The 25,847-nt window shown below is 62.4% G+C and carries 23 protein-coding genes; 13 read left to right on the top strand and 10 right to left on the bottom strand.

From position 1 onward, the window contains the following. Nucleotides 1-1,365, bottom strand: coding sequence for a glutamine synthetase family protein (locus ACF8Q6_RS02310; RefSeq protein WP_003254618.1), 1,365 nt, complete (start codon nucleotides 1,363-1,365; stop codon nucleotides 1-3). A 570-nt stretch (nucleotides 1,366-1,935) separates the two neighbouring features. Between ACF8Q6_RS02310 and hrpA the strand changes: the two genes are divergently transcribed. Together hrpA and ACF8Q6_RS02300 are read left to right on the top strand one after the other, a co-directional pair. Next, nucleotides 1,936-5,841, top strand: a complete 3,906-nt coding sequence (hrpA, locus tag ACF8Q6_RS02305) for an ATP-dependent RNA helicase HrpA (protein ID WP_392492749.1) — start codon at nucleotides 1,936-1,938, stop codon at nucleotides 5,839-5,841. Nucleotides 5,842-6,015: 174 nt separating this feature from the next. Then, nucleotides 6,016-7,137: a beta-ketoacyl-ACP synthase III gene (locus ACF8Q6_RS02300; protein ID WP_392492748.1), complete on the top strand. Its 1,122-nt coding sequence runs from the start codon at nucleotides 6,016-6,018 to the stop codon at nucleotides 7,135-7,137. 200 nt (nucleotides 7,138-7,337) lie between these two features. Here the strand turns inward: ACF8Q6_RS02300 and ACF8Q6_RS02295 are convergent, their stop codons facing one another. Then, entirely contained in the window at nucleotides 7,338-8,582 is a 1,245-nt protein-coding gene (locus ACF8Q6_RS02295; protein WP_003254615.1) for a putative porin, read from the bottom strand. A gap of 262 nt (nucleotides 8,583-8,844) precedes the next feature. Between ACF8Q6_RS02295 and ACF8Q6_RS02290 the strand changes: the two genes are divergently transcribed. Further along, complete coding sequence (locus tag ACF8Q6_RS02290; RefSeq protein ID WP_392494111.1) at nucleotides 8,845-9,972, top strand: GNAT family N-acetyltransferase; 1,128 nt, start codon at nucleotides 8,845-8,847, stop codon at nucleotides 9,970-9,972. Nucleotides 9,973-10,077: 105 nt separating this feature from the next. Here ACF8Q6_RS02290 and ACF8Q6_RS02285 read toward each other — a convergent pair whose 3' ends face one another. From ACF8Q6_RS02285 to ACF8Q6_RS02270, 4 genes are all read right to left on the bottom strand, one after another. Further along, nucleotides 10,078-11,910 (bottom strand): ABC transporter ATP-binding protein, encoded by a 1,833-nt coding sequence (locus ACF8Q6_RS02285; RefSeq protein ID WP_392494112.1) that lies wholly within the window; start codon nucleotides 11,908-11,910, stop codon nucleotides 10,078-10,080. Between the two features lie 62 nt (nucleotides 11,911-11,972). Next, the gene (locus tag ACF8Q6_RS02280; RefSeq protein ID WP_392494113.1) at nucleotides 11,973-12,530 is read right to left on the bottom strand and encodes a peptidylprolyl isomerase; all 558 of its coding nucleotides are present in this window, start codon (nucleotides 12,528-12,530) and stop codon (nucleotides 11,973-11,975) included. Next, entirely contained in the window at nucleotides 12,524-13,336 is an 813-nt protein-coding gene (locus ACF8Q6_RS02275) for an alpha/beta fold hydrolase (protein ID WP_121783036.1), read from the bottom strand. Before ACF8Q6_RS02275 ends, ACF8Q6_RS02280 begins: the two co-directional genes overlap by 7 nt. Nucleotides 13,337-13,349: 13 nt before the next feature. Continuing rightward, a complete protein-coding gene (locus ACF8Q6_RS02270) occupies nucleotides 13,350-14,273 on the bottom strand; it encodes a LysR family transcriptional regulator (protein ID WP_003254610.1) in 924 nt (307 codons plus the stop codon). Nucleotides 14,274-14,321: 48 nt separating this feature from the next. On the opposite strand from ACF8Q6_RS02270, the gene ACF8Q6_RS02265 reads away from it, so the two are divergent. From ACF8Q6_RS02265 to ACF8Q6_RS02255, 3 genes are all read left to right on the top strand, one after another. Further along, nucleotides 14,322-14,636 carry a hypothetical protein gene (locus ACF8Q6_RS02265; RefSeq protein ID WP_012051530.1) on the top strand — a complete coding sequence of 105 codons (315 nt, stop codon included), beginning with the start codon at nucleotides 14,322-14,324 and terminating at the stop codon, nucleotides 14,634-14,636. A gap of 109 nt (nucleotides 14,637-14,745) precedes the next feature. Further along, nucleotides 14,746-15,345 carry an FMN-dependent NADH-azoreductase gene (locus tag ACF8Q6_RS02260; protein ID WP_003254608.1) on the top strand — a complete coding sequence of 200 codons (600 nt, stop codon included), beginning with the start codon at nucleotides 14,746-14,748 and terminating at the stop codon, nucleotides 15,343-15,345. 255 nt (nucleotides 15,346-15,600) lie between these two features. Continuing rightward, a complete protein-coding gene (locus tag ACF8Q6_RS02255; protein WP_064614958.1) occupies nucleotides 15,601-16,476 on the top strand; it encodes a carboxylate/amino acid/amine transporter in 876 nt (291 codons plus the stop codon). A 42-nt stretch (nucleotides 16,477-16,518) separates the two neighbouring features. Here the strand turns inward: ACF8Q6_RS02255 and ACF8Q6_RS02250 are convergent, their stop codons facing one another. Further along, nucleotides 16,519-17,820, bottom strand: coding sequence for a mechanosensitive ion channel family protein (locus ACF8Q6_RS02250; protein ID WP_392494114.1), 1,302 nt, complete (start codon nucleotides 17,818-17,820; stop codon nucleotides 16,519-16,521). Between the two features lie 103 nt (nucleotides 17,821-17,923). Between ACF8Q6_RS02250 and ACF8Q6_RS02245 the strand changes: the two genes are divergently transcribed. Next, entirely contained in the window at nucleotides 17,924-19,285 is a 1,362-nt protein-coding gene (locus ACF8Q6_RS02245) for a DEAD/DEAH box helicase (RefSeq protein ID WP_012051553.1), read from the top strand. Nucleotides 19,286-19,357: 72 nt separating this feature from the next. On the opposite strand, the gene ACF8Q6_RS02240 is transcribed toward ACF8Q6_RS02245, so the two are convergent. Next, nucleotides 19,358-19,630 (bottom strand): hypothetical protein, encoded by a 273-nt coding sequence (locus ACF8Q6_RS02240; protein WP_003254599.1) that lies wholly within the window; start codon nucleotides 19,628-19,630, stop codon nucleotides 19,358-19,360. 215 nt (nucleotides 19,631-19,845) lie between these two features. On the opposite strand from ACF8Q6_RS02240, the gene ACF8Q6_RS02235 reads away from it, so the two are divergent. The 4 genes from ACF8Q6_RS02235 to ACF8Q6_RS02220 all read left to right on the top strand — a co-directional run bounded on the left by ACF8Q6_RS02235 (nucleotide 19,846) and on the right by ACF8Q6_RS02220 (nucleotide 21,860). Further along, nucleotides 19,846-20,124: a BrnT family toxin gene (locus tag ACF8Q6_RS02235; RefSeq protein WP_010955211.1), complete on the top strand. Its 279-nt coding sequence runs from the start codon at nucleotides 19,846-19,848 to the stop codon at nucleotides 20,122-20,124. Next, nucleotides 20,102-20,356 carry a BrnA antitoxin family protein gene (locus tag ACF8Q6_RS02230; protein ID WP_004576871.1) on the top strand — a complete coding sequence of 85 codons (255 nt, stop codon included), beginning with the start codon at nucleotides 20,102-20,104 and terminating at the stop codon, nucleotides 20,354-20,356. Before ACF8Q6_RS02235 ends, ACF8Q6_RS02230 begins: the two co-directional genes overlap by 23 nt. Before the next feature lie 76 nt (nucleotides 20,357-20,432). After that, complete coding sequence (locus ACF8Q6_RS02225; protein ID WP_003254595.1) at nucleotides 20,433-20,828, top strand: hypothetical protein; 396 nt, start codon at nucleotides 20,433-20,435, stop codon at nucleotides 20,826-20,828. 105 nt (nucleotides 20,829-20,933) lie between these two features. Then, a complete protein-coding gene (locus ACF8Q6_RS02220) occupies nucleotides 20,934-21,860 on the top strand; it encodes a DMT family transporter (RefSeq protein ID WP_076402677.1) in 927 nt (308 codons plus the stop codon). A gap of 52 nt (nucleotides 21,861-21,912) precedes the next feature. Here ACF8Q6_RS02220 and ACF8Q6_RS02215 read toward each other — a convergent pair whose 3' ends face one another. Further along, nucleotides 21,913-23,085 (bottom strand): MFS transporter, encoded by a 1,173-nt coding sequence (locus ACF8Q6_RS02215; protein WP_392494115.1) that lies wholly within the window; start codon nucleotides 23,083-23,085, stop codon nucleotides 21,913-21,915. Nucleotides 23,086-23,191: 106 nt separating this feature from the next. On the opposite strand from ACF8Q6_RS02215, the gene ACF8Q6_RS02210 reads away from it, so the two are divergent. Both ACF8Q6_RS02210 and ACF8Q6_RS02205 read left to right on the top strand, forming a co-directional pair. Then, nucleotides 23,192-24,085, top strand: coding sequence for a LysR substrate-binding domain-containing protein (locus ACF8Q6_RS02210; RefSeq protein ID WP_392494116.1), 894 nt, complete (start codon nucleotides 23,192-23,194; stop codon nucleotides 24,083-24,085). Between the two features lie 124 nt (nucleotides 24,086-24,209). Continuing rightward, nucleotides 24,210-24,338, top strand: coding sequence for a PA1414 family protein (locus ACF8Q6_RS02205; protein ID WP_009683677.1), 129 nt, complete (start codon nucleotides 24,210-24,212; stop codon nucleotides 24,336-24,338). A gap of 126 nt (nucleotides 24,339-24,464) precedes the next feature. On the opposite strand, the gene ACF8Q6_RS02200 is transcribed toward ACF8Q6_RS02205, so the two are convergent. Continuing rightward, on the bottom strand, nucleotides 24,465-25,844 hold the full coding sequence (locus tag ACF8Q6_RS02200; RefSeq protein ID WP_012051556.1) for a sodium:solute symporter: 1,380 nt from the start codon (nucleotides 25,842-25,844) through the stop codon (nucleotides 24,465-24,467). Nucleotides 25,845-25,847: the final 3 nt, after the last annotated feature.

Raw genomic sequence — 25,847 nt, 5'->3', positions numbered from 1 at the left:
TCAGGCCTGGTGCAGGTACCAGCGCCAGTCCTGTTCGCTGACTTCAGCCATGAACTGGCGGTACTCGGCGCGCTTGACCTTCAGGTACACGCCAAGGAAGTCTTCGCCCAATGCTTCACGGGCCCATTCGGAATGTTGCAGGGCGTCGAGGGTGGTCAGCCAGTCGGTGGGCAGGTGTTCGGTGGCCTGAGCGTAACCGTTGCCTTCAACGGGGGCACCTGGGTCAAGCTGTTCGCGGATGCCGCGGTGGCTGGCAGCAAGGATCGCCGCTGCAGCCAGGTAAGGGTTGGCATCCGCACCACAGATGCGGTGCTCCACATGGCGACTGTTGGCAGGGCCTCCTGGCACACGCAGGCTCACGGTGCGGTTGTCCACGCCCCAGGTTGGCGCCAGGGGCGCATAACTGTTGGCCTGGAAACGTCGGTATGAGTTGGCGTTGGGGCAGAACAGCAGCAGCGAGTCGCGCAGGTGCCGCAGCATGCCGGCCACGGCCTGGCGCAGCAGCGGGGTACCGGCCTTGTCTTCGCTGGCGAACAGGTTGTTGCCGGCGCTGTCGGCCAGGCTCAGGTGCATGTGCATGCCGGTGCCGGCCAGTTGGGCAAATGGCTTGGCCATGAAGCAGGCCTGCATGCCGTGGGCATGGGCCACACCTTTTACCAGGCGCTTGTAGCGCACCGCCTGGTCCATCGCCTGCAGCGCATCGCCATGCTCCAGGGTGATTTCCACCTGGCCGGGGGCGTACTCGGAAATGGCCGTGCGCGCCGGGATGCCTTGGGCCTTGCAGGCAGCGTACAGGTCGGCGAGGAACGGTTCGATCTGCTCCAGTTCGCGCAGGCCATAGACCTGGGTGCTGCGTGGGCGACCGCCATCGTTGTCCAGTGCCGGTTGTGGGCGGCCCTGGGCATCACGCTGCTGGTCAAGCAGGTAGAACTCCAGCTCGCAGGCCATCACCGGGTGGTAACCATCGGCCTTCAACGCTTCGATGGTGCGCAGCAGCACATGGCGTGGGTCAGCGATGCTGGCCGGCAGCCCCTCGCTGGGGTGCATGCTCACCTGCACTGCAGCGGTTGGCACCCGGCGCCAGGGCAGCCGCACCAGGCTGCCGTCCAGCGGGTAGGCACGGCAGTCGATATCGCCTACGTCCCACACCAGGCCGGAGTTTTCCACGTCGTCGCCATTGAGGGTCAGGCCAAGGATGGTGCTGGGCAGTGGCCGGCCTGTCTGGTACACGGCCAGCAGTTCCTCGCGGTGCAACAGCTTGCCGCGTGGCACACCGTTGGCGTCGAGGATGAACAGTTCGAACAGCTCGATATCGGGGTTGTCGGCCAGAAAACGGGTAGCCTGCTCTACAGGGGCAAAGTGCATGATCAATTCGCTCATAGGCGCGCAGGGCCACCGCGCAAGCAGGCGGCCCAGTTGAGTCAAACGGCCAGACGCTGGCCGGGTTTGGTCACAATGGCGTGAGCGAGGTGTCCGGTGGGCGCGCGTGACGGCAGTGCCACAAGGCCCAGAAGGCGAGGATGATGTGGACCAGCGGATTTTCCCCGGCACGGCTCCGGGCCTTCGGTAGCGAAGGGCGGGACGACGGTGGGGCGATGGGCTGGGCGGGAGTCATGCCTTTGATACTCACATGCGGCGTAAGGTTGATTAAAGCAGTGAATGGCAACCTTTACATCGCACTTGGCTAAACATTCGTGTTGAAAGCATCACGGTCAATGTGGAGTGGCCTTGCGTCGCGAAAGGGCTGCGTAGCGGGCCCCGGCCATCAGCGATCACGCAGAAATTGCTGGGCCGCTTTGCGGCCCTATCGCGACACAAGGCCGCTCCCACAGGGAGCGTGCAGGCAGCAGAGAATCCGCAAATCTGCGACAATCGCCCGACTTTCCGAATGCCGATCATGAAAAAGCAGGCTCACCTGCATCACTAAAAAGCCCCATGACTGACCACGCCATCGACAAACTGCTGCAAAACCTCGACCACGCCATGATTGCCGACCGCCATCGCCTGCGCCGGCAACTGCACGAACTGCGCAAGCGCCCCGATGAGGCGAAGCTGGCGCAATGGGTGGAGAAGGTCCAGGCCTCCTGCGCCCAGGTCACCGCGCGTCAGCAGAGCGTGCCGACCGTACGCTACGACGACAACCTGCCCATCGCCGCCAAGCGTGACGAAATCAAGAAGGCCCTGGCCGAAAACCAGGTGTTGGTGATCGCCGGCGAGACCGGTTCTGGCAAGACGACGCAGTTGCCGAAAATCTGCCTGGAGCTTGGCCGTGGCAGCCATGGGTTGATCGCCCATACCCAGCCACGCAGGATCGCAGCGCGTAGCGTGGCCGCGCGAGTCGCCGAAGAGCTGGGCACGCCCTTGGGCGCGCTGGTCGGCTACCAGGTGCGTTTCGAAGACCAGAGCGATTCCAATACCTTGGTCAAGCTGATGACCGACGGCATCCTGCTGGCCGAAACCCAGCACGACCGCTTCCTTGAACGCTACGACACGATCATCGTCGACGAAGCGCACGAGCGCAGCCTGAACATCGACTTCCTGCTCGGCTACCTGAAAACGTTGCTGCATCGCCGACCGGACCTGAAGCTGATCATCACCTCGGCCACCATCGACCTGGAGCGCTTCTCCAGGCACTTCGACGGTGCGCCGATCATCGAGGTGTCCGGGCGCACCTTCCCGGTGGACACCTGGTACCGCCCGCTGACCAGCGAACAGGACGAAGAGGGCAACCAGATCGAGGATGACCTCACCGTCGATCAGGCCATCCTTGCCACCCTCGACGAGCTGGCGCAGCACGAGCGTAGCGAGGGCAAGGGGCCGGGCGATGTGCTGATCTTCCTGCCGGGCGAGCGGGAAATCCGTGATGCCGCCGAGATCCTGCGCAAGGCGCAACTGCGCCATACCGAGATTTTGCCGCTGTACGCGCGCCTGTCGCCGGCCGAGCAGCAGCGGATCTTCCAACCGCACACCGGACGCCGCGTGGTGCTGGCCACCAACGTCGCCGAAACCTCGCTGACCGTGCCTGGCATCCGCTATGTGATCGACACCGGGACCGCGCGCATCAGCCGCTACAGCTACCGCGCCAAGGTCCAGCGCCTGCCGATCGAGGCGGTGTCACAGGCCAGTGCCAACCAGCGTAAAGGCCGTTGCGGCCGGGTCGAGCCGGGCATTTGCGTGCGTCTCTACAGCGAAGAGGACTTCAACAGCCGGCCAGCGTTTACCGACCCGGAGATTCTGCGCACCAACCTGGCGGCGGTGATCCTGCAGATGTTGCACCTGCGCCTGGGCGCAATCGATGCCTTCCCGTTCATCGAGCCGCCGGATGGCAAAGCCATCAGCGATGGCTTCAACCTGTTGCAGGAGCTTTCGGCGGTTAACCGCGAGAACCAGCTGACGCCAATTGGCCGCCAGCTGGCGCGCTTGCCGATCGACCCGAGGCTGGGCCGGATGCTGCTTGAAGGCGCGCGCCTGGGCAGCCTGCAGGAAGTGCTGATTGTCACCAGTGCGCTGTCGGTGCAGGACCCGCGTGAACGCCCTCCAGAACGCCAGCAGGCCGCCGACCAGGCGCACGCACAGTGGAAGGACGTGGACTCGGACTTCGCGGCGCTGGTCAACCTGTGGCGCGGCTTCGAGGAACAACGCCAGGCGCTGACTGCCAACCCGCTGCGCAACTGGTGCCGCAAGCAGTTCCTGAACTACTTGCGGCTGCGCGAGTGGCGCGATGCTCATCGTCAGTTGGCGCTGATTTGCCGTGACCTGCAGCTGACGGTGAACAAGGAACCGACCGATTACCAGAAGATGCACAAGGCAATCCTCAGCGGGCTGCTCAGCCAGATCGGCCAGAAGACCGAAGAGGGCGACTACCAGGGCGCTCGTCAGCGGCGCTTCTGGGTGCATCCATCGTCGGGCCTGGGGCGCAAGCGCCCGCAGTGGGTCATGGCTGCCGAGCTGGTCGAAACCACCAAGCTGTATGCGCGCATGGTGGCCAAGATCGAGCCGGACTGGATCGAACCGCTGGCCGGCCACCTGATCAAGAAAAACCATTTCGAGCCGCACTGGGAGAAGAAGCGCGGGCAGGTGGTGGCCTACGAGCAGATCACGCTCTACGGGCTGATCCTGGTCGGCCGTCGGCCGGTGCACTACGGCCCGATCGACCCGGCGACCTCGCGCGAGCTGTTCATCCGTGAAGGCCTGGTGGGTGGCGAAATCCAGTCGCGGGCCAAGTGCCTGGCGGCCAACAAACGCCTGCTTGAAGCGCTGGACGAGCTGGAAGCCAAGGCTCGCCGGCGTGACATTCTGGCTGACGAAGAAACGCTGTACGCTTTCTACGAAGCGCGCCTGCCGGCGGAAATCCACCAGACCGCGACCTTCGACAGTTGGTACCGCATGGGCAGCCAGAAGGACGCCAACCTGCTGATCATGCGCGAGGAGGACGTGCTGGCCCGCGAGGCCAGCGAAGTGACCGCCGCACAGTACCCCGACAGTATGCAGGTGGGCGAATTGCGCCTGCCGCTGAGCTACCACTTCGAGCCCGGCCACCCCCGCGATGGTGTGACGGTGCGGGTGCCGGCGCCACTGTTGCCGAGCCTGCCGGGCGAGCGCCTGGAGTGGCTGGTGCCGGGCCTGCTGGAGGCCAAGTGCGTGGCGCTGGTGCGCAACCTGCCCAAGGCCCTGCGCAAGAACTTTGTCCCGGTGCCTGACTTCGTCAAGGCTTCGCTGGCGCGCATGACCTTCGGCCAAGGGGCGCTGCCACAGGCCCTGGGCCAGGAGCTGCTGCGCATGACCGGGGCACGTGTGTCGGACGAGGCCTGGGACGAGTCGGTCCACCAGGTCGAAGGCCACCTGCGCATGAACATCGAAGTGGTCGATGGCCAGGGCAAGTTCCTTGGCGAAGGCCGCGACCTGGCGGAACTGACCGCGCGCTTTGCTGCCGCCAGCCAGGCTGCCCTGGCCGTGCCGCGTGACGCCAAGGGTGAGCAGCCGGTGCAGGCCAAAGCCTTCAGCGAAGTGAAGCAGACCGCCCAGCAGAAGATCGCCGGCCTGTCGATGACCGTGTACCCGGCACTGGTGGAAGACAACGGCACTGTGCGTGAAGGGCGCTTCTCGACCCAGGCCGAAGCCGAGTTTCAGCACCGCCGCGCCTTGCAACGGCTGTTGCTGCAGCAACTGGCCGAGCCGGCCAAGTTCCTGCGCGGCAAGCTGCCGGGGCTGACCGAGCTGGGCCTGCTGTACCGTGAAATGGGGCGGGTCGAGGCGCTGGTCGAAGACATTCTGCTGGCCAGCCTGGACAGTTGCATCCTGGAAGGCGAACAACCGTTGCCACGTGATGGCGCGGCCTTGGCCGCGCTGGCTGAACGCAAGCGCGGCAGCTGGGCCGAGCATGCCGAGCGCCTGGCAAGGCAGACCCTGGAAGTGCTGAAGCTGTGGCATGGTCTGCAAAAACGCTTCAAGGGCAAGATCGACCTGAGCCAAGCGGTGGCACTGAACGATATCAAGCAGCAGCTAGGCAACCTGGTGCACCCGGGCTTCGTGCGCGAAACGCCTGGGGTGTGGTTCAAGGAATTGCCGCGTTACCTCAAGGCGATTGAGTTGCGCCTCGAGAAACTCGGCTCGCAAGTACAGAAGGACCGGGTGTGGAGCGGCGAGCTGGCCAATTTGTGGGCGCAGTACAAGGCCCGTGCCGACAAGCATGCCCAGGAAGGCAAGCGCGATGAGCAACTGACGGTGTACCGTTGGTGGCTGGAAGAATATCGCGTGTCGCTGTTTGCCCAGCAGTTGGGGACCAAGGTGCCGATTTCTGACAAGCGATTGAACAAACAATGGAGTCAGGTGGAAGGCTAACCTCTATTATTTGTGGCAAACTTTGGGGCGTTTGGGGCCGCTTTGCGGCCCTTGGCGGGTGAGCCCGCCTTGCGGGGGTAAACGTAGGCCCCTGAATTGGTACTAAAGTGCCATTAACCTGTCATGTTTCCAGCCAGCGCCCTGTGGCGGTGGCCTTTGACCAGAGGAACGACCGTGCATAACGTCGTGATCAGCGGCACCGGCCTGTACACCCCGGCCCAGAGCATTTCCAACGAAGAGCTGGTGGCTTCCTTCAACGCCTGGTCGCAGCAGTTCAACCAGGACAACGCTGCCGCCATCGAGCGCGGTGAAGTCGAGGCGGCGCCGCTCTCCGACGCGGCGTTTATCGAAAAGGCCTCGGGCATCAAGAGCCGCTATGTCATGGACAAGGCCGGTATCCTCGACCCGCAGCGCATGAAGCCGCGCTTGCCTGAGCGCAGCAACGATGAACCGTCGGTGCTGTGTGAAATGGCCGTGGCCGCTGCCCGCCAGGCCCTGGAGCGCGCAGGTCGAACGGCGGCCGATGTCGACGGGGTGATCGTCGCCTGCTCCAACTTGCAGCGCCCGTACCCGGCCATCGCCATCGAAGTGCAACAGGCACTGGGTGTCCAGGGCTTTGCCTTCGACATGAACGTGGCCTGCTCGTCGGCCACCTTCGGTATCCAGACCGCCGCCAACAGCGTAGCGCTGGGCCAGGCGCGGGCGGTGCTGATGGTCAACCCCGAAGTGTGCACCGGCCACCTCAATTTCCGTGACCGTGACAGCCATTTCATTTTTGGCGATGCCGCCACCGCCGTGTTGCTGGAGCGTGCCGACCAAGCCACTTCGGCTCACCAGTTCGACATCGTCAGCAGCAAGCTCTGGACTGAGTTCTCCAACAACATCCGCAACAACTTCGGCTTCCTCAACCGTGCGGCGGAAGAGGGTGAAGGCGCTGCGGACAAGCTGTTCATCCAGGAAGGCCGCAAGGTGTTCCGCGAGGTGTGCCCGAAGGTGGCCGAGCTGATCGGTGAACACCTGCAGGAGAATGGGCTGCAACCGGGCGACGTGAAGCGCTTCTGGCTGCACCAGGCCAACCTCAGCATGAACCAGTTGATCGTCAAGAAACTGGTGGGGCGTGAAGTGGCCGAGGAAGAAGCACCAGTGATTCTGGACCGTTACGCCAATACCAGTTCGGCGGGGTCGGTGATTGCCTTCCACCTGTACCAGGATGACCTGGCCAAAGGCTCGTTGGGTGTGTTGAGCTCGTTTGGTGCGGGTTATTCGATTGGTAGCGTGATTCTGCGCAAGCGCTGATTCATCAGGCGCCTGTTACGGCCTCTTCGCGGGCTTGCCCGCTCCCACAGGTACAGCACAGTTCTCAAGGTCTGTGGTGATTCCGTGGGAGCGGGCAAGCCCGCGAAGGGGCCGGCGCATTTCACACAGGCAAAAAGAAGCGGGAAACGCCGGATGGGGTCGGCGTTTCCCGCGTCAGGTGAAGCAGAGCAGGGTGTCGCTTAGAACTTGGCTTCCAGGTCTACCTGCAGGGTGTCGACGTCAGCATTGCTGTTCGGCAGCTGCGACAGGTCGGTCTTGGCCATCAGGTAGGCAGCACCCAGGGAGAAGTTCTTGTCGATTTCGTAACCGACCTTGAACTTATGACCGCGCGAACCGGTGTAGCCGTTGCCGAAGTCCGAATCGGTGAACAGGCTGACCACCGCGTTACGCTGCACATCGCGGTAGTTGTAGTCCAGGCTCCAGGCACCCATTTTGGTTTTCAGGCCAGCCAGCCAGGCCTGATCTTCGCCGTCGGTGCTGTCGGTGTTCTTCACGTACTGGCCATAGGCCGACAACGGAATGGCCAAGCCAGTGAAGTCGATCTGGCCAAAGCCTTCCACCAGATTGAACTCGTTGGTGGTGTTGCCGAACGACTGCAGGATGGCTGCTTCCTTGTCGTTGTCGTAACCATAGATGCTGGCACCCACGGTGAGCTTGAGCACGTCGGCCGGCGCGAACTTGGCGCCCAACTGGCCGTGGTAGACCTGTGCGTCGTGCTTGTACTGGACGCCGTCACCATCGACGTTGTCCTTCAAGGTGTACTGACCGGCGCTGGCAAACACTTCGGCCCCGCCCAGATCAGCCTTGTAGGTGGCCGCCACACCTTCCGGGTTGATGTCGCTATCCCAGATGATGTCGCCCATGCTCACCCAAGGCTGTTGCATCTTGCCGCCAATCAGGTGCAGGTTAGGGACTGCAGTCGGGTGCCAGTCGAGGTAGGCCAGGTCGACCCACAGCGACTTCTTGTCGAAGTAGTTGTCGAAGCTCTGGTTGGTCGAACGTCGGTCAGCGCTGCTGCCAGTGGCGATACGAACCCCAGCGTCAACCTGCGGGTTGATCTCGCTGTAGAAGCCGACACGGGCACGTACTCGCTGGCGGTCCTGGTTGCCGCTGCTGCTGTTCGGATCGTCGACGTTGACGTCTTCGTAACGCAGGCGCACGTCACCCTTGATCTGGGTCTTGGCGGCCCATGCCACTTTTTGTTCAAAGGAGCTCATACGTTCGGACTGAGCTTTCTGGTCGGCCTTTTCCTTGGTTTCTTTTGCCAGGTCGCCCTGCAGTTCGTTGTACTGCGCCTGGTTGATCGAGCCATTGGCGCGGAGCATTTCGAGCAGCTTGGCGTCGACAGCAGCACTGGCCGGGGCACTCAGGGCCAGCATCATGCCGGTGAGGCTTACTCCGGTAAGTGTGGAAACAAGACGCATAAGGTTCTCCCTACTGAAAAAAATGGGGGAGGCTCAAGCGCCTGCCCCTGCGTTGGCATGTCTTCGGAAAGGGCCTGAATAGACAGGTTCTAGGGTTCCGGAAAACAGGCGCAAGTATTGCGGGGGCCAATGACAGATTAATGTCTGATTAGTGGCACTGTTGTTAAGTAATTGAGTATTAAAGGACCCACCCGGCGTTCGTCATTTGAGCGACGGGCCTTCCTTGGGGATACTGACGGTCTTCAGACAGCGAGCCAAAAACGTGACCAGCCTGTACAGCCTTGCCCACCTGCGTGATCTGCCGACGGCCACCTGGGATGCCCTTGTGCCAGCCGGCCAACCCTTCCTGCGCCATGCTTTTCTCAGTGCAATGGAGGACAGCGGCAGCGTGGCGCGCAACACTGGCTGGGCCGCCGAGCACCTGGTGCTGGAGCGTGACGGACAGGTACGGGCGCTGTTGCCCGCGTACCGCAAGTGGCACTCCTTTGGCGAGTATGTGTTCGATCATGGTTGGGCCGATGCGTGTGAGCGGGCCGGTATCGCCTACTACCCAAAACTGCTTGGCGCTGTGCCGTTCAGTCCGGTCAGCGGCCCACGGCTGCTGGCGGCCGATCCGGCTGACGGTTTGTTGATGCTGCAGGCCCTGCCGGAGTATCTGGGCAAGGGTGGGCTTTCCGGAGCGCACATCAACTTCACCGACCCGGCGCTGGACGCGCAGTTGGCGGGCCTGCCTGGGTGGATGGAACGCCTGGGTTGCCAGTTTCACTGGCAAAACCGGGGGTATCGCGACTTCCAGGACTTTCTCGACAGCCTCAGCTCGCGCAAGCGCAAGCAGATGCGCAAGGAGCGCGAGCAGGTGGCGGGGCAGGGTATCGACTTCCGCTGGTACCGCGGTGATGAACTGGACGAGGCACAGTGGGATTTCGTCTTTCTGTGCTATGCCAACACCTATGCGGTGCGCCGTCGTGCCCCCTACCTGACGCGCGAATTTTTCAGTCTGCTGGCCGAGCGCATGCCCGAGGCGGTGCGCGTGGTGATGGCCCGCCAGGGTGGTCGAGATGTGGCCATGGCCTTGAGCCTGGTGGGGGGCGACAGCCTGTTTGGCCGCTACTGGGGCTGCCTGGATGAGTTCGACCGGCTGCATTTCGAGACGTGTTTCTACCAGGGCATGGACTTTGCCATTGCCGAGGGTTACCAGCGTTTCGATGCCGGGGCGCAGGGCGAGCACAAATTGATACGCGGGTTCGAGCCGGTGTTGACGCGGTCGTGGCATTACCTGCTGCACCCGGGGTTGCGGCGGGCGGTGGAGGATTTTCTGCTGCAGGAACGGGAAGGGGTCAGGGGGTATGCCGAGGAGGCGCGGGGGATGTTGCCCTACCGCCGGGACTGAGAGATCTGTGTTGCCTGTGCCGGCCTTTTCGCGGGTAAACCCGCTCCTACAACGATAGCGAACCTGTGTAGGAGCGGATTTACCCGCGAAAGGGCCGCGCAGGTGTCAATCGACCCCGACAAAACCTCCGGTCTGGTGGTGCCACAACCGGGCATACAGCCCTTGCTGCTCCAGCAACTCACTGTGGCTGCCACTCTCGACAATTCGCCCCTTGTCCAGCACCACCAGCCGGTCCATACGGGCAATGGTGGAAAGCCGGTGGGCAATGGCGATTACCGTCTTGCCCTGCATCAGCGTCTCCAGGCTTTCCTGGATCGCCGCTTCCACTTCCGAATCCAGCGCCGAGGTGGCCTCGTCCATGATCAGGATCGGTGCGTTCTTCAGCAGCACCCGTGCAATGGCGATACGCTGACGCTGGCCACCCGACAGCTTGACCCCGCGTTCGCCCACATGGGCATCGAAACCGGTGCGGCCCTGGGCATCCGAAAGCTGTGGGATGAACTCGTCAGCCCGCGCGCGGCGCACAGCTTCGTGCAGTTCTGCATCGCTGGCACCGGGGCGGCCGTACAGCAGGTTTTCGCGGATCGAACGGTGCAGCAGCGAGGTATCCTGGGTGATCATGCCGATCTGTGCACGCAGGCTGGCCTGGCTCACCTTGGCAATGTCCTGGCCGTCGATGAGGATGCGCCCACCCTTTACGTCGTACAGGCGCAACAGCAGGTTGACCAGGGTCGACTTGCCTGCCCCGGACGGGCCGATCAAACCGATTTTCTCGCCCGGGCGGATGTCCAGGTTGAGCCCTTCTATGACATTGGTGGCCTTGCCGTAATGGAAGTCGACGTCATCGAAACGCACCGCGCCGCGGCTGACCTTCAGGGCCGGCGCATTGGGCAGGTCGGTGACGGTGACCGGCTGGGCGATGGTCTGCAGGCCGTCCTGCACCATGCCGATGTTCTCGAAGATGCCGTTGACCACCCACATGATCCAGCCCGACATGTTGACGATGCGGATCACCAGGCCAGTGGCCAGGGCGATGGCACCCACGGTGATCAGCGATTGGCTCCACAGCCACAGGGCAAGGCCGGTGGTGGCGACCACCAGCAGGCCATTGAGGGTGGTGATGACCACGTCCATGCTGGTGATCACCCGGGAGGCCAGCTGGGTTTTCTCGGTCTGCTCGCGGATTGCCTCACGCGCGTACTGCTGTTCGTAGTCGGTATGGGCAAACAGCTTCAGCGTTGCGATGTTGGTGTAGCCGTCGACGATACGCCCCATCAGCTTGGAACGTGCGTCCGAAGACACCACCGAGCGCTCCTTGACCCGTGGCACGAAGTAGAACAGCGCGGCAATGTAGCTGATGATCCACGCCAGCAGCGGCAGCATCAGGCGCCAGTCGGCCTCGGCGAACAGCACCAGCGAGGTGATGGCGTAGATCAGCACATGCCATAGCGCGTCCACCGCCTGCACGGCGGAATCGCGCAGCGAGTTGCCGGTCTGCATGATGCGCTGGGCAATACGCCCGGCGAAGTCGCTCTGAAAGAAGTTCAGGCTCTGCTTAAGCACATAGGTATGGTTTTGCCAGCGGATCAGGCTGGTCATGCCGGGGTTGATGGTCTGGTGCACCAGCAGGTCGTGCAGGCCGAAGAACAATGGCCGCAGCAGCAGAATCACCACCAGCATCCAGATCAGCTCGCCGCTGTGCTCGCTGAAGAAGTTGGCATTGGGCGTACCCTGGGCCAGGTCGATGATGCGGCTGAGGTAGCTGAACATTGCCACCTCGATCAGCGAGGCGACCAGGCCGACCACCAGCAGGGCCACGAAGCTGGGCCACACCTGGCGCAGGTAATACAGGTAGAACGGCCACACCGTGCTCGGGGGGGCTTCGCTCGGTGCCTCGCGGAAAATATCGATCAGTCTTTCGAAACGGCGGTACAGCATGGGCGACAACACTCCTGTTCGTCCGACCTTCAGGTGGTTTCACATCCTTGTGAAGCCTGCGGTCAGTCGATACGTTTGGCGGACTTGATATAGACCGGATCGGCCGGTACGTCGCGCATGCCTTTTTTGGTGGTGGTCGGCGAGTTGACGATCTGATCGACCACTTCCATGCCTTTGGTCACTTTGCCGAACACGGCATAACCGGCGTCGCGACCTGGGTTGAGGAAGTCGTTGTCGGCGACGTTGATGAAGAACTGGCTGGTGGCCGAGTTCGGGTTGGACGTGCGTGCCATCGACAGGGTGCCGCGGGTGTTCTGCAGGCCGTTGCTGGCCTCGTTCTTGATCGGGGCCTTGGTATCTTTTTGCACCATCTGGTCAGTGAACCCACCGCCCTGGACCATGAACCCCGGGATCACGCGGTGGAAGATGGTGTTGTTGTAGAAGCCGCTGTCGACGTACTCCAGGAAGTTCTTGGTACTGAGCGGTGCCTTCTCGGCGTTCAGCTCGATTTCGACCTGGCCGAAGCTGGTGTCCAGCAGGACGTGCGGGGTCTTGTCGGACGCCATGACACTGGTGGCAAAGGCGACCGAGCAGGCGGTGAGCAGGAGTTTTTTCAGCATGGGCTCAAAGATCCTTGAGAGGTGGAAGCGGCTGCGAGGAACTGCAGCAGGGTCTGGTTGAAGACCTCGGGTTGATCGAGGGGTGTAGCGTGCCGGGAATCGTCGACGACGACCAGCCTGGCGTTGGGTATGAGGGCGACATAGCGCTGTTTCAGTTGTATCGGCGTGTAATCGTGGTCGGCGGCGATCACCAGGGTAGGACAGTGAATCTGCCCGATGCGTTCCTGCACACCCCAGTCGACGATGGCGTCGAAGCTTTTCAGGTAGGCGCGTTTGTCATTGCGCGCCCAGCGCTGGGCCATCTTCTGCCGCAGGTCTGCTTGTTGTGGTTTGGGGAACAGCCGCTCGGCCAGCCCCTTGCCGACGGTTTCGACACTGAGGACACGCGCCAGGCTCCAGCGCTTGAACCACCATAGCCAGTCACTGCGGGTGCGACGCTTGACCTCAGGGGCGCTGTTGACGATGCACAGGCTGCGCAACCATTGAGGGTGGTCGACGGCAAACTGGAAGCCGACCATGCCGCCCATGGACAAGCCGACGAAGTGCACCGGGCCTGTGTGCAAGTGTTCGAGCAGGGCCAGCAGGTCGGCACTGAAGGTGGCGATCTGGTAACCGTCAGCGGGTTTGTCGGAGCGACCGTGGCCGCGGATGTCCATGAGTATCACCCGGTAGTGGCGGCTGAACAGCGGCACCTGCAACTCCCAATCCTGGCAGCTGGAGCCCAGGCCGTGCAGCAACACCAGGGGTTCGCCCTGGCCATATTCCTCGTAATGCAGCGTGCATCCTTCGTGTTCGAAATAGGCCATGGGCGCGGTCCTCTCAGGCTTGTGGGGGGGCTGCGAAGGGCACGTCCAGTGGCGCGGTGTCGAAATTGCGCAGCAGGTCGATGAGAATCTGCGTGGCCGGGCCCAGGGTCTTCTCTTTGCTCGAGTAAAGGTAGAACAGTGGGTGGCGGCTGCCACCCTGATCCAGCGGCAGTGGCTTGAGCACGCCTTCGCGCAGTTCGCGCTCGATCATGTGACGGGGCAGCCAGGCAAAACCCAGGCCGCTGCTGACGAAGGTGGCGGCGGTGCCCAGGCTGCCGACGGTCCAGCGCTGCTCGGCGCCCAGCCAGCCGACGTCGCGCGGTTGGGCGCGGCCAGAGTCGCGGATCACCACCTGCAGCTGGCTTTCCAGGTCCTGGAAGGTCAGTTCGCGTCCCAGGCGGTGCAGGCTGTGCTCGGGGTGGGCGACGGCGATGAACTCCACTGCGCTCAATTCGGCGCCCAGGTAGCCGCCGATGCTGTAGCTGCTGATGGCCAGGTCGGCGATGCCTTCGTGCATCACTTCCTCCACGCCAGACAGCACTTCTTCACGCAGGCGTACCCGGCAGCCGCGGCTTTGTGGCATGAACGCAGCCAGCGCGCGTACCAGACGCGCGCTGGGGTAGGCGGCATCGACCACCAGGCGCACCTCGGCTTCCCAGCCCTGTTCCATGTGGTGGGCCAGGTCTTCGAGCTGGCTGGCCTGCTTGACCAGGTGGCGCGAGCGGCGCAGCAGCACATTGCCGGCCTCGGTCAACACCGCCTTGCGGCCATCGATGCGCAACAGCGGGACGCCCAGTTGCTCCTGCATGCGGGCCACGGTGTAGCTGACCGATGACTGCGAGCGGTGCAAGGCCTCGGCGGCCTGGGCAAACCCGCCGTGATCGACCACTGCTTGCAGGGTTCGCCACTGGTCAAGGGTTACGCGCGGCGCTTTCATCTTTCGCTCCTGTTGTCCTAAGCTGCGCTCTTTCAAGGAGAGCGGCCCATGAAGAAATGTTGTGCGGCAATACTGATGTGCCTGCCCCTCGGGGCCATGGCTTATCCCATCGATGTGGAGAAGGAGCTGACCGGGGTCAAGCTCGACTACACCGCCTATGACACGGCCTATGACATTGGCGCCATCACCCTCAACAACTATGGGCAGGTCCCGGCTGCATGCAAGGTGACCTTCCGCAATGGCCCGGAGGCACCGCGGGTACGCCGTGTGAACGTACCGGCAGGTAAAAGCGTCGATGTCACTGCCAAATTCAATCGGCAAATCATCAAACTGCGGATCGCCTTGAACTGCAGTGCGGAATAAACTGATTAATCGATAGATTGGACCCACTTTTTACGCTTTTTTATCGATAGGTCAAGCCTTAATCTCACCTCCATCGAATCGCACCCTTTTTTGCCGATGGAGGCACCCCATGTCCCGTGTACTGATCATCGAAAGCAGCGCCCGCCAGCAGGATTCCGTTTCCCGTCAGCTGACCAAGGATTTCATCCAGCAATGGCAGGCTGCCCACCCGGCCGATCAGATCACTGTGCGCGACCTGGCAGTAAGCCCGGTACCCCACCTGGACGCGAACCTGCTAGGCGGCTGGATGAAACCCGAAGAACAGCGCAGCGCCGCCGAACTGGAGGCCCTGGCCCGTTCTAACGAGCTGACGGATGAATTGCTGGCTGCCGACGTGCTGGTGATGGCTGCGCCCATGTACAACTTCACCATCCCCAGCACCCTGAAAGCCTGGCTGGACCATGTGCTGCGTGCCGGCATCACCTTCAAATACACCCCGACCGGCCCGCAAGGCCTGCTGACCGGCAAGCGCGCCATCGTCCTGACTGCCCGCGGCGGCATCCATGCGGGTGCCAGCAGTGACCATCAGGAACCGTACCTGCGCCAGGTCATGGCTTTCATCGGCATCCACGATGTCGACTTCATCCATGCCGAAGGCCTGAACATGAGTGGCGAGTTCCACGAGAAGGGCGTCAACCAGGCCAAGGCCAAGCTGGCGGCGGTGGCCTGAGGCTTCACGAATTCCCAACCCTGACACCTGTTTTTGCTCCTTTGGGTGTACCTGCCCGGCTTGTATGGCCGGGCTTTTTTATGCCTGGGGTTTTTTGGTGGTCAGTGCCGGCCTATTCGCTCGCCGGAAGATATGCAGGTCCCCGTGGGAGCGGGCGTGCCCGCGAAGAGGCCGGTACAGCCCCTACATTCCTCATGGTTGAACTTCTTCGCCGCAACCCGCTAAGGTCGCCGCCTTGATTCACGAGAGGCAACCATGGGCTATCTGATAATCGTCGCGCTGATCCAGGCGTTTTCCTTCAGCTTGATCGGCGAGTACCTGGCCGGGCACGTCGACAGCTATTTCGCAGTGCTCGCCAGGGTGCTGCTGGCCGGCCTGGTGTTCCTGCCGCTGACCCGCTGGCGCCAGGTCGAGCCACGCTTCATGCGTTCCATGCTGCTGATTGGCGCGCTGCAGTACGGCATCACCTATGTCTGCCTGTACCTGAGCTTCCGCGTGCTCACCGTACCGGAGGTGCTGCTGTTCACGATCCTCACGCCGCTACACGTGACCTTGATCGAAGATGCCCTGAACCGGCGCTTCAACGCTTGGGCGCTAGTGGCCGCGCTGGTCGCCGTGGCCGGTGCTGCCGTGATCCGCTTCGACAGCATCAGCGGCGAGTTTTTCATCGGCTTCCTGCTGCTGCAACTGGCCAACTTCACCTACGCTGCCGGCCAGGTGCTGTACCGTCACCTGGTCGCTCGCCACCCCAGCGACCTGCCACACTACGCCCGCTTCGGTTACTTCTACCTCGGTGCCTTGCTGGTGGTGCTGCCGGCCTTCCTGCTGTTCGGCAATACCCAGCACTTGCCGAGCACTGACGTGCAATGGCTGGTGCTGTTGTTCCTGGGGCTGTGTCCGACGGCGCTGGGGCTGTACTGGTGGAACAAAGGTGCATGCCTGGTTTCTGGCGGTACGCTGGCGGTGATGAACAACCTGCATGTGCCGGTGGGGCTGCTGCTGAACCTGTTGATCTGGAACCAGCACGAGCCGCTGGGGCGGCTGTTAATCGGCGGGGGGATCATCCTGGCGTCGGTGTGGCTGAGCCGCCTGGGTGGGCGCGCACAGGCACCGCTGGCCGGCAAGGCCTGACGCGCCCTTTGATCCGGGGGCTGCACGGCAGCCCCGGCAATCTCAAGCCTCGCTCATTTCTTCCAGGCGACGAGGCAATGGCTCTTGGGCTGAACGCCCCGCCAAACCCACCCGCATGTCATTACCACTGGGCTGCTGGTACAAGCTCAAGCCAAACTCCGGCAACACCGCCAGCAGGTAGTCGAAGATATCCCCCTGGATGCGTTCGTAATCCGCCCACACCGTGGTGGTGGTGAAGCAGTAGATCTCCAGCGGTACGCCTTCGGCGGTGGTCTGCATCTGCCGCACCATGCAGGTCATGTTCGGGTGCACGTTGGGATGGTTCTTCAGATAGGCCAGGGCAAACGCGCGGAAGGTGCCGATGTTGGTCAGCTTGCGGCGGTTGGCTGACAGGTCCGCCACCGGCCCCAGCGCCTCGTTCCAGTTTTGCAGTTCCTGGCGCTTGCCCGCCAGGTAGTCACTCAGTAGCTGCACCTGGCTCAAGCGCTGTTCTTCTTCGCGGGTGAGGAAGCGCACGCCGGCGGCGTCGATGAACAGGCTGCGCTTGATGCGCCGGCCACCGGACTGCTGCATGCCGCGGTAATTGCGGAATGACTCGCTCATCAGGCGCCAGGTGGGGATGGAGACGATGGTCTTGTCGAAGTTCTGCACTTTCACCGTGTGCAAGGTGATGTCCACCACGTCGCCATCGGCGCCTACCTGCGGCATTTCGATCCAGTCACCCACATGCAGCATGTCGTTGCTGGTCAACTGCACGCTGGCGACGAACGACAGCAGGGTGTCCTTGTACACCAACAGCAGCACCGCCGACATCGCACCCAGGCCGGACAGCAGCAACAGCGGCGAGCGGTCGATCAGGGTAGCGACGATGACGATCGAGGCGAAGATCCACAGCATCATCTTGGCCAGTTGCACGTAGCCCTTGATCGAGCGGGTGCGGGCATGTTCGGTACGGGCATAGATGTCGAGCAGGGCATCCAGCAGGCATGACAGCGCCATGGTCATGAACAGCAGGGTAAAGGCCAGGGCGACATTGCCGAGGAAGTGCTGGGCGGTGTCGGACAGCTCAGGCACCAGCTTCAGGCCGAATTGCAGCACCAGGGACGGGGTTGTTTGCGCCAGGCGGTGGAACACCTTGTTGTGGCGCAGGTCGTCCAGCCACTTCAGCGCAGGCTGGCGGGCCAGCAGGCGCGCGCCGTGCAGTATCAGGAAGCGCGCCAGGCGGCCGACTACCAGGGAGATGAGCAGCAGTACTGCCAGACCGATGGCAGCGTGCAGCATGGGATGTTGGTCGAGGGTGCCCCACAGGTCGAGGGAGTCACGCCAGATTCGTTGGATATCCATGGGCTTGCATACAGTCTTGTTGCGAAACGAAGCCGTATTAGAGCGCGGATAGCGACAAAGTTGCCAAAAGAAATTCGGCTAAGGCTGCAGAAAACGTTACCCTATGCAACTGAATTTCCCGCACTTGTCTGAGGTTACCTCCGTGTTCTCCCAATTCGCCCTGCATGAACGCCTGCTTAAAGCCGTGGCCGAGCTTAAATTTGTCGAGCCAACCCCGGTGCAGGCCGCGGCCATCCCCCTGGCCCTGCAAGGGCGGGATCTGCGTGTGACTGCGCAGACCGGCAGCGGCAAGACGGCGGCCTTCGTACTGCCACTGCTCAACCGTCTGGTCGACCTCAGCGGTCCGCGTGTCGAGATTCGCGCGTTGATCCTGCTGCCGACCCGTGAACTGGCCCAGCAAACCCTCAAGCAGGTGCAGCTGTTCTCGCAGTTCACCTACATCAAGTCGGGCCTGGTGACTGGCGGCGAAGACTTCAAGGAACAGGCTGCCATGCTGCGCAAGGTGCCCGACGTGCTGATCGGCACCCCAGGTCGCCTGCTCGAGCAGCTCAATGCCGGCAACCTCGACCTGTCCCACGTGCAGGTCCTGATCCTGGACGAAGCCGACCGCATGCTCGACATGGGCTTTGCCGAAGACATGGAGCGCCTGTGCAAAGAGTGCGAAAACCGCGAGCAGACCTTGCTGTTCTCGGCTACCACCGGTGGCGCGGCCCTGCGCGACATCATCGGCAAGGTCCTGAAAGACCCTGAACACCTGATGCTCAACAGTGTCTCGCAACTGGCTGAAGGCACCCGCCAGCAGATCATCACCGCCGACCACGACCAGCATAAAGAGCAGATCGCGCAGTGGTTGCTGGCCAACGAAACCTTCGACAAGGCGATCATCTTCACCAACACCCGCGCCATGGCCGACCGCATCTACGGTCACCTGGTGGCCAAGGACGTGAAGGCCTTCGTGCTGCATGGCGAAAAGGACCAGAAGGACCGCAAGCTGGCCATCGAGCGCTTCAAGCAGGGCAGCTCCAAAGTGCTGGTGGCGACCGACGTGGCAGCCCGTGGCCTGGATATCGACGGCCTGGACCTGGTGATCAACTTCGACATGCCACGCAGCGGTGACGAGTACGTCCACCGTGTGGGCCGCACCGGCCGTGCCGGTGGCGAAGGCCTGGCGATCTCGCTGATCACCCACAACGACTGGAACCTGATGTCGAGCATCGAGCGCTACCTCAAGCAGCAGTTCGAGCGCCGGGTCATCAAGGAAGTGAAGGGCACCTACAACGGGCCGAAGAAGGTCAAGGCCTCGGGCAAGGCGGCCGGTAGCAAGAAGAAAAAGGTCGAGAAGAAGACCGGCGACAAGAAAGCTGCCGCCAAGCGCAAGCCTACTGCCAAGCCGAAGGCCAACGCGCCTCTGGCCAGTGCAGATGGCCTGGCACCGCTGAAGAAGCGCAAGCCTGCTGCTGAATAAGACTCACGCAGGGCCCTTTGCAGAAGCGACGCAAGTTCGCATCTGCGAAGGGCTTGCGCAGGCGATGAACGTTCACTCCGCCTTTTTCTCTGCCTGCTTCAACTCCTTGATCCGCTGGTCGATCAGCTGACACTTGTCGGGCAAGTCCTTGCTCGCCGTCCCCAGATCCATCCCCTGAAGCTCATCATTGATCTCCTTGGCCTTTTGCGGGTTCTGCTCGGTCAACTGAGTAACCAGCCCGGCCAGCTCCTCACGTTTCTGTGTTGCTTCTTCAGGTGTGCAGGCCCAAGCGGGCAGGGCGCAAAGCAGGGCAGCGGCACAGGCTATGGGCAGTAGCGGTTTCATCCTTCCAACCTCCGGCGGTGGTGATGCCCGGTGGAGGGCTGTGGGGGCAGGGAAGTTCAGGGCTTGCGACCGATGGAAGATTTCTTTGGTGGTGGTAGTCCGTTTCTGAAACGCTCCCGTATCCCTCCAGCGCCGTTGAGCAGCACGCTACATCGCTCTAGTCTCGAAGGAAAAGAGGGGGTATTGTATGTACAGCTGTAAATACAGGTCGTCCCATGTTCTTTGAATGGGACGAAGGGAAAAACCAGAGCAATATCCGCAAGCACGGCATCGACTTTGCCGACGTTCCTGACATGTTCAACCATCCCATGCTGATCCGGCGTGATGAGGATGTGGAATGTGCTGAAGAACGTTGGGTCAGCCTGGGATGGCTAAAGGCGCTGATAGGTGTCGTCGTGTACACGGAGAGGCGGGGTGAGGTGATACGCATCATTTCTGCAAGAAAAGCCACCAAACGGGAGGCCAGGTACTATGACCAAATCATCGAGAACTGACTGGAGCCGCCTGGCCCGACAGGACGACAAGGATATCGACACATCAGATATCCCTGAACTGGACCAGGACTTTTTCCGCCAGGCCGAGCTGCGCGTTCCCGCCAAGCAGACGGTGACCATTCGACTGGACTCAGATGTCCTCGCCTGGTTCAAGGAGCAGGGCAGCGGCTACCAGACCCGCATCAATCAGTTGCTGCGCCAGTACATGCAAGCGCAACAACGCCAGCGCTAAGCGCTTCTGAACGCTTGGCAACCCTGGCAGGTCCCAATCTGTGTACCCCTTTCGTCCACAGCAGGAGCCCGTAGCCATGAGCATCGCCTACGACTGGGACCTGATCGAACGCTTGCTGCACGAAGTGCAGAACGGCGCCGGTCACAGCTTCACGCCCCGCCCTTATGCCGAGCAGCATGCTGCTGCACTGGCCGCCAAGGGTGAGCCAGTGGGTGACGTGGATCACCTGAAAACCCGTGCATGCGAGTATGAAAAGCTGCTATTTGAGCGCGGATTCATTGAATGCCGGCCTGAAGAGGACGGCGGCAATGGCGAAAACTTCGTCCTGACCGAACGCGGCTCGCGCTTGATGAGCCTGATCGACAGCAGCATCCCCGGCTTCGAGCACCCGCGCCAGGTGCTGGATGAGCAGGAGGATGCGCTGGACGAAACGACGTTCGAACAGGTATCTGCGAAGGCACAGATTGCTTGAGGTCGTTTTAAGGCTGGCAAGTGCAGCGTTCAAAACCCGATAATCGGTAGCTTCTGAACGCTGCCGAGCCTTGCCCATGCCTACGATTACCCCAGAGGCCCGCTTATGAGCGCGGTCCGCAAGAACCCTGACGCCTTTGCCTTCCAGGTAATGCTGGGCCTTTGCCTGATCTGGGGCTGCCAGCAGGTATTGATCAAGACCGCTGCCGTCGACATCGCGCCGGTGATGCAGGCAGCACTGCGCAATGGCATTGCCGCTGTGCTGGTAGGCCTGATGCTGTGCTGGCGGGGTGGCTGGGAGCAGGTGGGTAGCACCTGGCGCGCAGGGCTGGTGGCGGGCGGGCTGTTCGGGGTGGAGTTTCTGTTCATTGCCGAAGGGCTGAAACTGACCTCGGCGGCGCACATGTCGGTGTTCCTCTATACCGCGCCGGTATTTACCGCCTTGGGCCTGCATTTTCGTCTACCCAGTGAACGCTTGCGGCTGCTGCAGTGGCTGGGCATTCTGCTGGCCTTCGGCGGCATTGCCATGGCCTTTGCCGGTGGCACGTCGTTCGAGCACATGGACGGCCGCACCTTGCTGGGTGATGCCTTTGGCGTGATCGCCGGGCTGGCCTGGGGCGCGACCACGGTGGTGGTGCGTTGTTCACGGCTATCGGAGGCGCCGGCGACCTTGACCCTGTTCTATCAGCTGGCGGTCGGTTTTGCCGGGCTGTTGCTGATCGCCCTGCTCAGCGGGCAGATCGGCGCGGTGTCGCTGACGCCGCTGGCGATGGGCAGTGTATTGTTCCAGGGGATTGTGGTGTCGTTCATCAGCTACCTCACCTGGTTCTGGTTGCTGCGCAAATACCTGGCGTCGAACCTCGCGGTGTTTTCCTTCATTACCCCGTTGTTTGGGGTGACCTTTGGCGTTTTGCTGCTGGATGAGCCGCTCAGTGCGAATTTCGTGGTGGGCGCGTTGATGGTATTGCTGGGTGTGATCCTGGTAAGTGCCGAGCCTTGGGTGAAACAACAATTGCGGCGGTTGGTAGGGTGATGGATAGCCTGTACCGGCCCCTTCGCGGGCGGCCGGAACAGGCTACATCGACTCAGGATGCAGCCTTGGCCTGACAGGCGCTTCCCTGCTGTGCGTTACCCGGCAACTGGACCAGCACGCCCGCCACCGCCAACCCGCCCGCCGCCAGCATCAATGCCGGTTGCAGCCCGCCACTGTAATGGCTGCTGAGCGCCGCCAGCAGCGGCCCACTCAACTGCCCCAAGGCAAAGCACGCGGTCAGCAGCCCGGCATTGCGCTGTGTGGCCTGTGGCGCCAACTCGCGCGAGCGTTGCATGACCAGTTGCATGCAGGCCAGGAACGGCCCGCCACACAGCGCAACACCCAGCGCCAGCCCGACACCCCCACCCATCAGGCAGGCCAGCACACCCAGCCCTTGCAACCACAGGGTGGTGGTCAACCAGGTCGAGGTGCGGCCACCACGGCGCACGCTCACCAGCAAAACACCCAGCGCCGCCGCCAGGCCAAACGCCGGCCAGAACAGGTCAGCCAGCCACTGCCCGCGAAACTGCTGATTGGCCATCTGTGACAGAAAGGTGGCCGGCAGGATGTAGCCCATGCCATACAGGCCATACACCAACCCCAGGCGGCCAGTGCCGACACTGCGCGTCGGGCCTTGTCGCACTGGCGGCTGAGCCGGTGCCGCTTGCAGTGCCCGTGGCAACCACGGCCGCACGGCCAGCAGCATCACCAAGGCAGCCACGGCATAGATCAGCCACAGTGCAGCCGAGCCCAACCCCTGCACATGCGCGGCCAGTGCCAGTAGCCCGGTCACGGCAATACCCAGGCCGGGTCCGGCGAAAACCAGCGCTCCCAGGCGCTGGCGGTTGTGGGCAGTGGCTACTTGCTGGCTGAGGCTGGTGATCATCACCAGCACCCAGGCGCTGGCCACGCCTGTGCCGAAGCGCAGCAGCAGGTGGCCCCAAAAGCCGTTGGCAGCCCAGGAGGCCAGGGTCAGCAGCACACACAGCCACAACCCCCCGTGCAGGCGCAGCCGTACCTGGCCTGGCGAGCGGGCGAACATGGCGTCCACCGCACCCACGAAATAGCCCAGGTAATTGGCCGCCGCGACCAGCCCGGCGACTGTCAGGTCGAACTGGCCTTCGGCAATCAGTTGTGGCAGTTGCGGGGTGAGGGCGAAACGACCGATGCCCATGGCCATCATCAGCGCCACGGCGCTGGCGAGCAGTTGAATGAGTGGCGACATGACAGGTCTCCTGCGCGGATATAAATGATGGCTGGCAGGTTAGGGTGCTTTTATTTTCAATAAAATTGAATAATGATGATCAAGTTGTTCTGTTTTGGAGAATGCTGTGGAGTTCAGCCAACTGCGTATCTTCCAGGCCGTGGCCGAGGAAGGCTCGGTTACCCGTGCCGCAGAGCGCCTGCACCGGGTGCCATCAAACCTTTCCACGCGCCTGCGCCAACTCGAGGAGCAGCTGGGCGTCGAACTGTTCCTGCGCGAACGTCAGCGCCTGCAACTGTCGCCAGCAGGCAAGGTGCTGCTGGACTATGCCAACCGTATGTCCGCCTTGCGCGATGAAGCGCTGGGCGCCGTGCGTGGCGGTCAGCCGGCTGGGGACTTCGTGCTGGGGACCATGTACAGCACGGCGGCGACCCACTTGCCGGCGTTGCTGGCGCGCTATCACCAGGCTTACCCGCAGGTGAACCTGCAAGTGCGTGCTGCACCCAGCGGCGAGTTGCTTGAAGGGCTGTTGAACCACACCCTGGATGCTGCTCTTGTGGACGGGCCACCGAGCCTTGCCGGGCTGGATGGCGTGCCGCTGTGCGATGAGCAACTGATACTGATCACCAGCCCCGAGCACCCGACGGTCCTCACCGCCAAGGACGTGGCGGGCAAGGCGGTGTTCACCTTCCGCCAGGGCTGCTCGTACCGCATGCGCCTGGAGGCCTGGTATGCCCATGCCCATACGCCGATGGGGCGGGTGATGGAGATCGAGTCGTACCAGAGCATGCTGGCCTGTGTGATCGCGGGTGCGGGTGTGGCGATGATGGCCCAGTCGATGCTCGACAGCCTGCCTGGACGTGACCGGGTGAGGGTGCACCCGCTGCAGGCACCTTTCGATCAGACGGTCACCTGGCTGATGTGGCGCCAGGGTATGCGTGGGGCCAATCTGCAGGCATGGATCGACCTGCAACAAAGCGAAACGATTAACCAGTCGTCGGAATGCGCCGCCACGGCTTGATCCGAGTCAAAATCGCCCTTATCTGTAGGAACAGAGGCATGCGTAATACAGGACATAGGGCTATGATCTGTATGAAACATTGCAGGATTGATTTGCCGTGAGGCTGACCCGTCAAGGGGGCATTATGAATAAACCACTGTCAAACTGGCTCCACGACCTGGCCGTCGCCTTGGGGCTGATTCCACCACCCTTGCAGCCGGTGCCGATCCCGACTGATGAAGAGCAGCGCAAACGTCAACCGCGTCGGCGCTGATTAACGACAAAGGCCGCTTCACCCGAGTGGGTGCAGCGGCCTTTTTGTGTCTGCTGATTGTCTATTGCGTGTACTGGCCCTTTCGCGCGTGCAAGCCCGCTACAAACGAAAGGGCCGGTACAGCAGTCAGGCCAGCTTCACCGCCGCCACCGACTTGCGCGACACCAGGCTCACGCCCACAAAGCTCACCAGCCCTACTGCCAGGCTATAGTAGATCGGCGTATTGGCCTCCAGCCCGTCCAGGAACATGAACAGCAGGGCGGTGGCAAAGCCCAGCGACATGCTGGCAATCGCGCCTGCGGTGGTTGCACGCTTCCAGAAGATCGCCCCGATCAGCGGGATCAGCATGCCGCCGACCAGCAGGTTGTAAGCCAGGGTCAGGGCGTTGATCACATCATTCACCATCAGCGCGATGCCCAGCACCACCAGGCCGGTGAGCAGGGTGAACAGGCGGCTGGTACCCAGGCTCGACTGCTTGCCGCCACGCAGCTTGGGCAGCAGGTCTTCGGTCACGGTGGTCGAGGCAGCCAGCAGACCGGCGCTGGCGGTGGACATCATGGCCGCCAGGGCCGCGGCCATCAGCAGGCCACGGATGCCATCGGGCAGGGTGGTCTTGATCATCTCGGCAAAGGCGTTGTTCGGGTTCGCCAGGTCGGGCATCAGCACATGCGCAGCCATGCCGATCGCAGCGCAGGCCAGGCCATACAGCACGCAATACACACCGGCGGTGGTGCCGGCTCGCTGACAGACCTTTTCGTCACGGGCGGTGAACACTCGCTGCCAGATGTCCTGGCCGATGAGGATGCCGAAGAAGTAGATCAGGAAGTAAGTGATGATGGTGTCCCAGCCAATGGTAGTCAGCTGGAAGCTGGCCGCTGGCAGTTTGGCCACCAGGGTGTCCCAACCACCGGCCTTGTACAGGCACACTGGCAGCAGGATGAACATCAGGCCGACGGTCTTGATCACGAACTGGACGATATCGGTCAGGGTCAGCGACCACATGCCGCCGATGGTCGAGTACAGCACTACCACGCCGCCGCCGAGCATCAGCGAAGCCCAGAACGGCAGGTCCAGCAGCACCTGCAGGACGGTGGCCATGGCCAGGGTCGAGGTGACCCCGATCATCAGCGCGTAAGCCAGCATGATGACGGCGCTGGCCTGGCGTGCGGTCGGGTTGTAGCGCTGTTCCAGTACCTGGGTCACGGTGAAGATGCGCAGGCGCAGCAGCGGTTTGGCGAGGAACAGGTTGATGGCGATGATGCCCAGGCCCAGGGCTGCGCACAGCCAGAAGCCGGAAATGCCGTGGACGTAGCCCAGGCGCACGGTGCCGACGGTGGAAGCGCCACCGAGTACGGTGGTGGCCATGGTGCCCATGTACAGCACCGGGCCGAGGTTGCGCCCGGCTACCAGGTAGTCTTCATGGGTTTTCGCGCGGCGCATGCCATACCAGCCAAGCCCGAGCATGCCCGCTGTGTAGATCATTACAACAATGATGTCCAAGGCCATTGG

It is taken from the genome of Pseudomonas sp. GLN_2, assembly GCF_043106005.1.
Classification (GTDB): Bacteria; Pseudomonadota; Gammaproteobacteria; order Pseudomonadales; family Pseudomonadaceae; genus Aquipseudomonas; species Aquipseudomonas alloputida.
Note: the sequence above shows the minus strand (reverse complement) of the source record. Positions and strands in the feature narration are given on the sequence as shown.

What these genes read in the sequence shown, in the direction of transcription:
- ACF8Q6_RS02310 (WP_003254618.1), bottom strand. Translation starts at nt 1,365, where the DNA reads ATGCACTTTGCCCCTGTAGAGCAGGCTACCCGTTTTCTGGCCGACAAC.
- hrpA (WP_392492749.1), top strand. Translation starts at nt 1,936, where the DNA reads ATGACTGACCACGCCATCGACAAACTGCTGCAAAACCTCGACCACGCC.
- ACF8Q6_RS02295 (WP_003254615.1), bottom strand. Translation starts at nt 8,582, where the DNA reads ATGCGTCTTGTTTCCACACTTACCGGAGTAAGCCTCACCGGCATGATG.
- ACF8Q6_RS02285 (WP_392494112.1), bottom strand. Translation starts at nt 11,910, where the DNA reads ATGCTGTACCGCCGTTTCGAAAGACTGATCGATATTTTCCGCGAGGCA.
- ACF8Q6_RS02280 (WP_392494113.1), bottom strand. Translation starts at nt 12,530, where the DNA reads ATGCTGAAAAAACTCCTGCTCACCGCCTGCTCGGTCGCCTTTGCCACC.
- ACF8Q6_RS02275 (WP_121783036.1), bottom strand. Translation starts at nt 13,336, where the DNA reads ATGGCCTATTTCGAACACGAAGGATGCACGCTGCATTACGAGGAATAT.
- ACF8Q6_RS02270 (WP_003254610.1), bottom strand. Translation starts at nt 14,273, where the DNA reads ATGAAAGCGCCGCGCGTAACCCTTGACCAGTGGCGAACCCTGCAAGCA.
- ACF8Q6_RS02265 (WP_012051530.1), top strand. Translation starts at nt 14,322, where the DNA reads ATGAAGAAATGTTGTGCGGCAATACTGATGTGCCTGCCCCTCGGGGCC.
- ACF8Q6_RS02260 (WP_003254608.1), top strand. Translation starts at nt 14,746, where the DNA reads ATGTCCCGTGTACTGATCATCGAAAGCAGCGCCCGCCAGCAGGATTCC.
- ACF8Q6_RS02255 (WP_064614958.1), top strand. Translation starts at nt 15,601, where the DNA reads ATGGGCTATCTGATAATCGTCGCGCTGATCCAGGCGTTTTCCTTCAGC.
- ACF8Q6_RS02250 (WP_392494114.1), bottom strand. Translation starts at nt 17,820, where the DNA reads ATGGATATCCAACGAATCTGGCGTGACTCCCTCGACCTGTGGGGCACC.
- ACF8Q6_RS02245 (WP_012051553.1), top strand. Translation starts at nt 17,924, where the DNA reads ATGCAACTGAATTTCCCGCACTTGTCTGAGGTTACCTCCGTGTTCTCC.
- ACF8Q6_RS02240 (WP_003254599.1), bottom strand. Translation starts at nt 19,630, where the DNA reads ATGAAACCGCTACTGCCCATAGCCTGTGCCGCTGCCCTGCTTTGCGCC.
- ACF8Q6_RS02235 (WP_010955211.1), top strand. Translation starts at nt 19,846, where the DNA reads ATGTTCTTTGAATGGGACGAAGGGAAAAACCAGAGCAATATCCGCAAG.
- ACF8Q6_RS02230 (WP_004576871.1), top strand. Translation starts at nt 20,102, where the DNA reads ATGACCAAATCATCGAGAACTGACTGGAGCCGCCTGGCCCGACAGGAC.
- ACF8Q6_RS02225 (WP_003254595.1), top strand. Translation starts at nt 20,433, where the DNA reads ATGAGCATCGCCTACGACTGGGACCTGATCGAACGCTTGCTGCACGAA.
- ACF8Q6_RS02220 (WP_076402677.1), top strand. Translation starts at nt 20,934, where the DNA reads ATGAGCGCGGTCCGCAAGAACCCTGACGCCTTTGCCTTCCAGGTAATG.
- ACF8Q6_RS02215 (WP_392494115.1), bottom strand. Translation starts at nt 23,085, where the DNA reads ATGTCGCCACTCATTCAACTGCTCGCCAGCGCCGTGGCGCTGATGATG.
- ACF8Q6_RS02205 (WP_009683677.1), top strand. Translation starts at nt 24,210, where the DNA reads ATGAATAAACCACTGTCAAACTGGCTCCACGACCTGGCCGTCGCCTTG.
- ACF8Q6_RS02200 (WP_012051556.1), bottom strand. Translation starts at nt 25,844, where the DNA reads ATGGCCTTGGACATCATTGTTGTAATGATCTACACAGCGGGCATGCTC.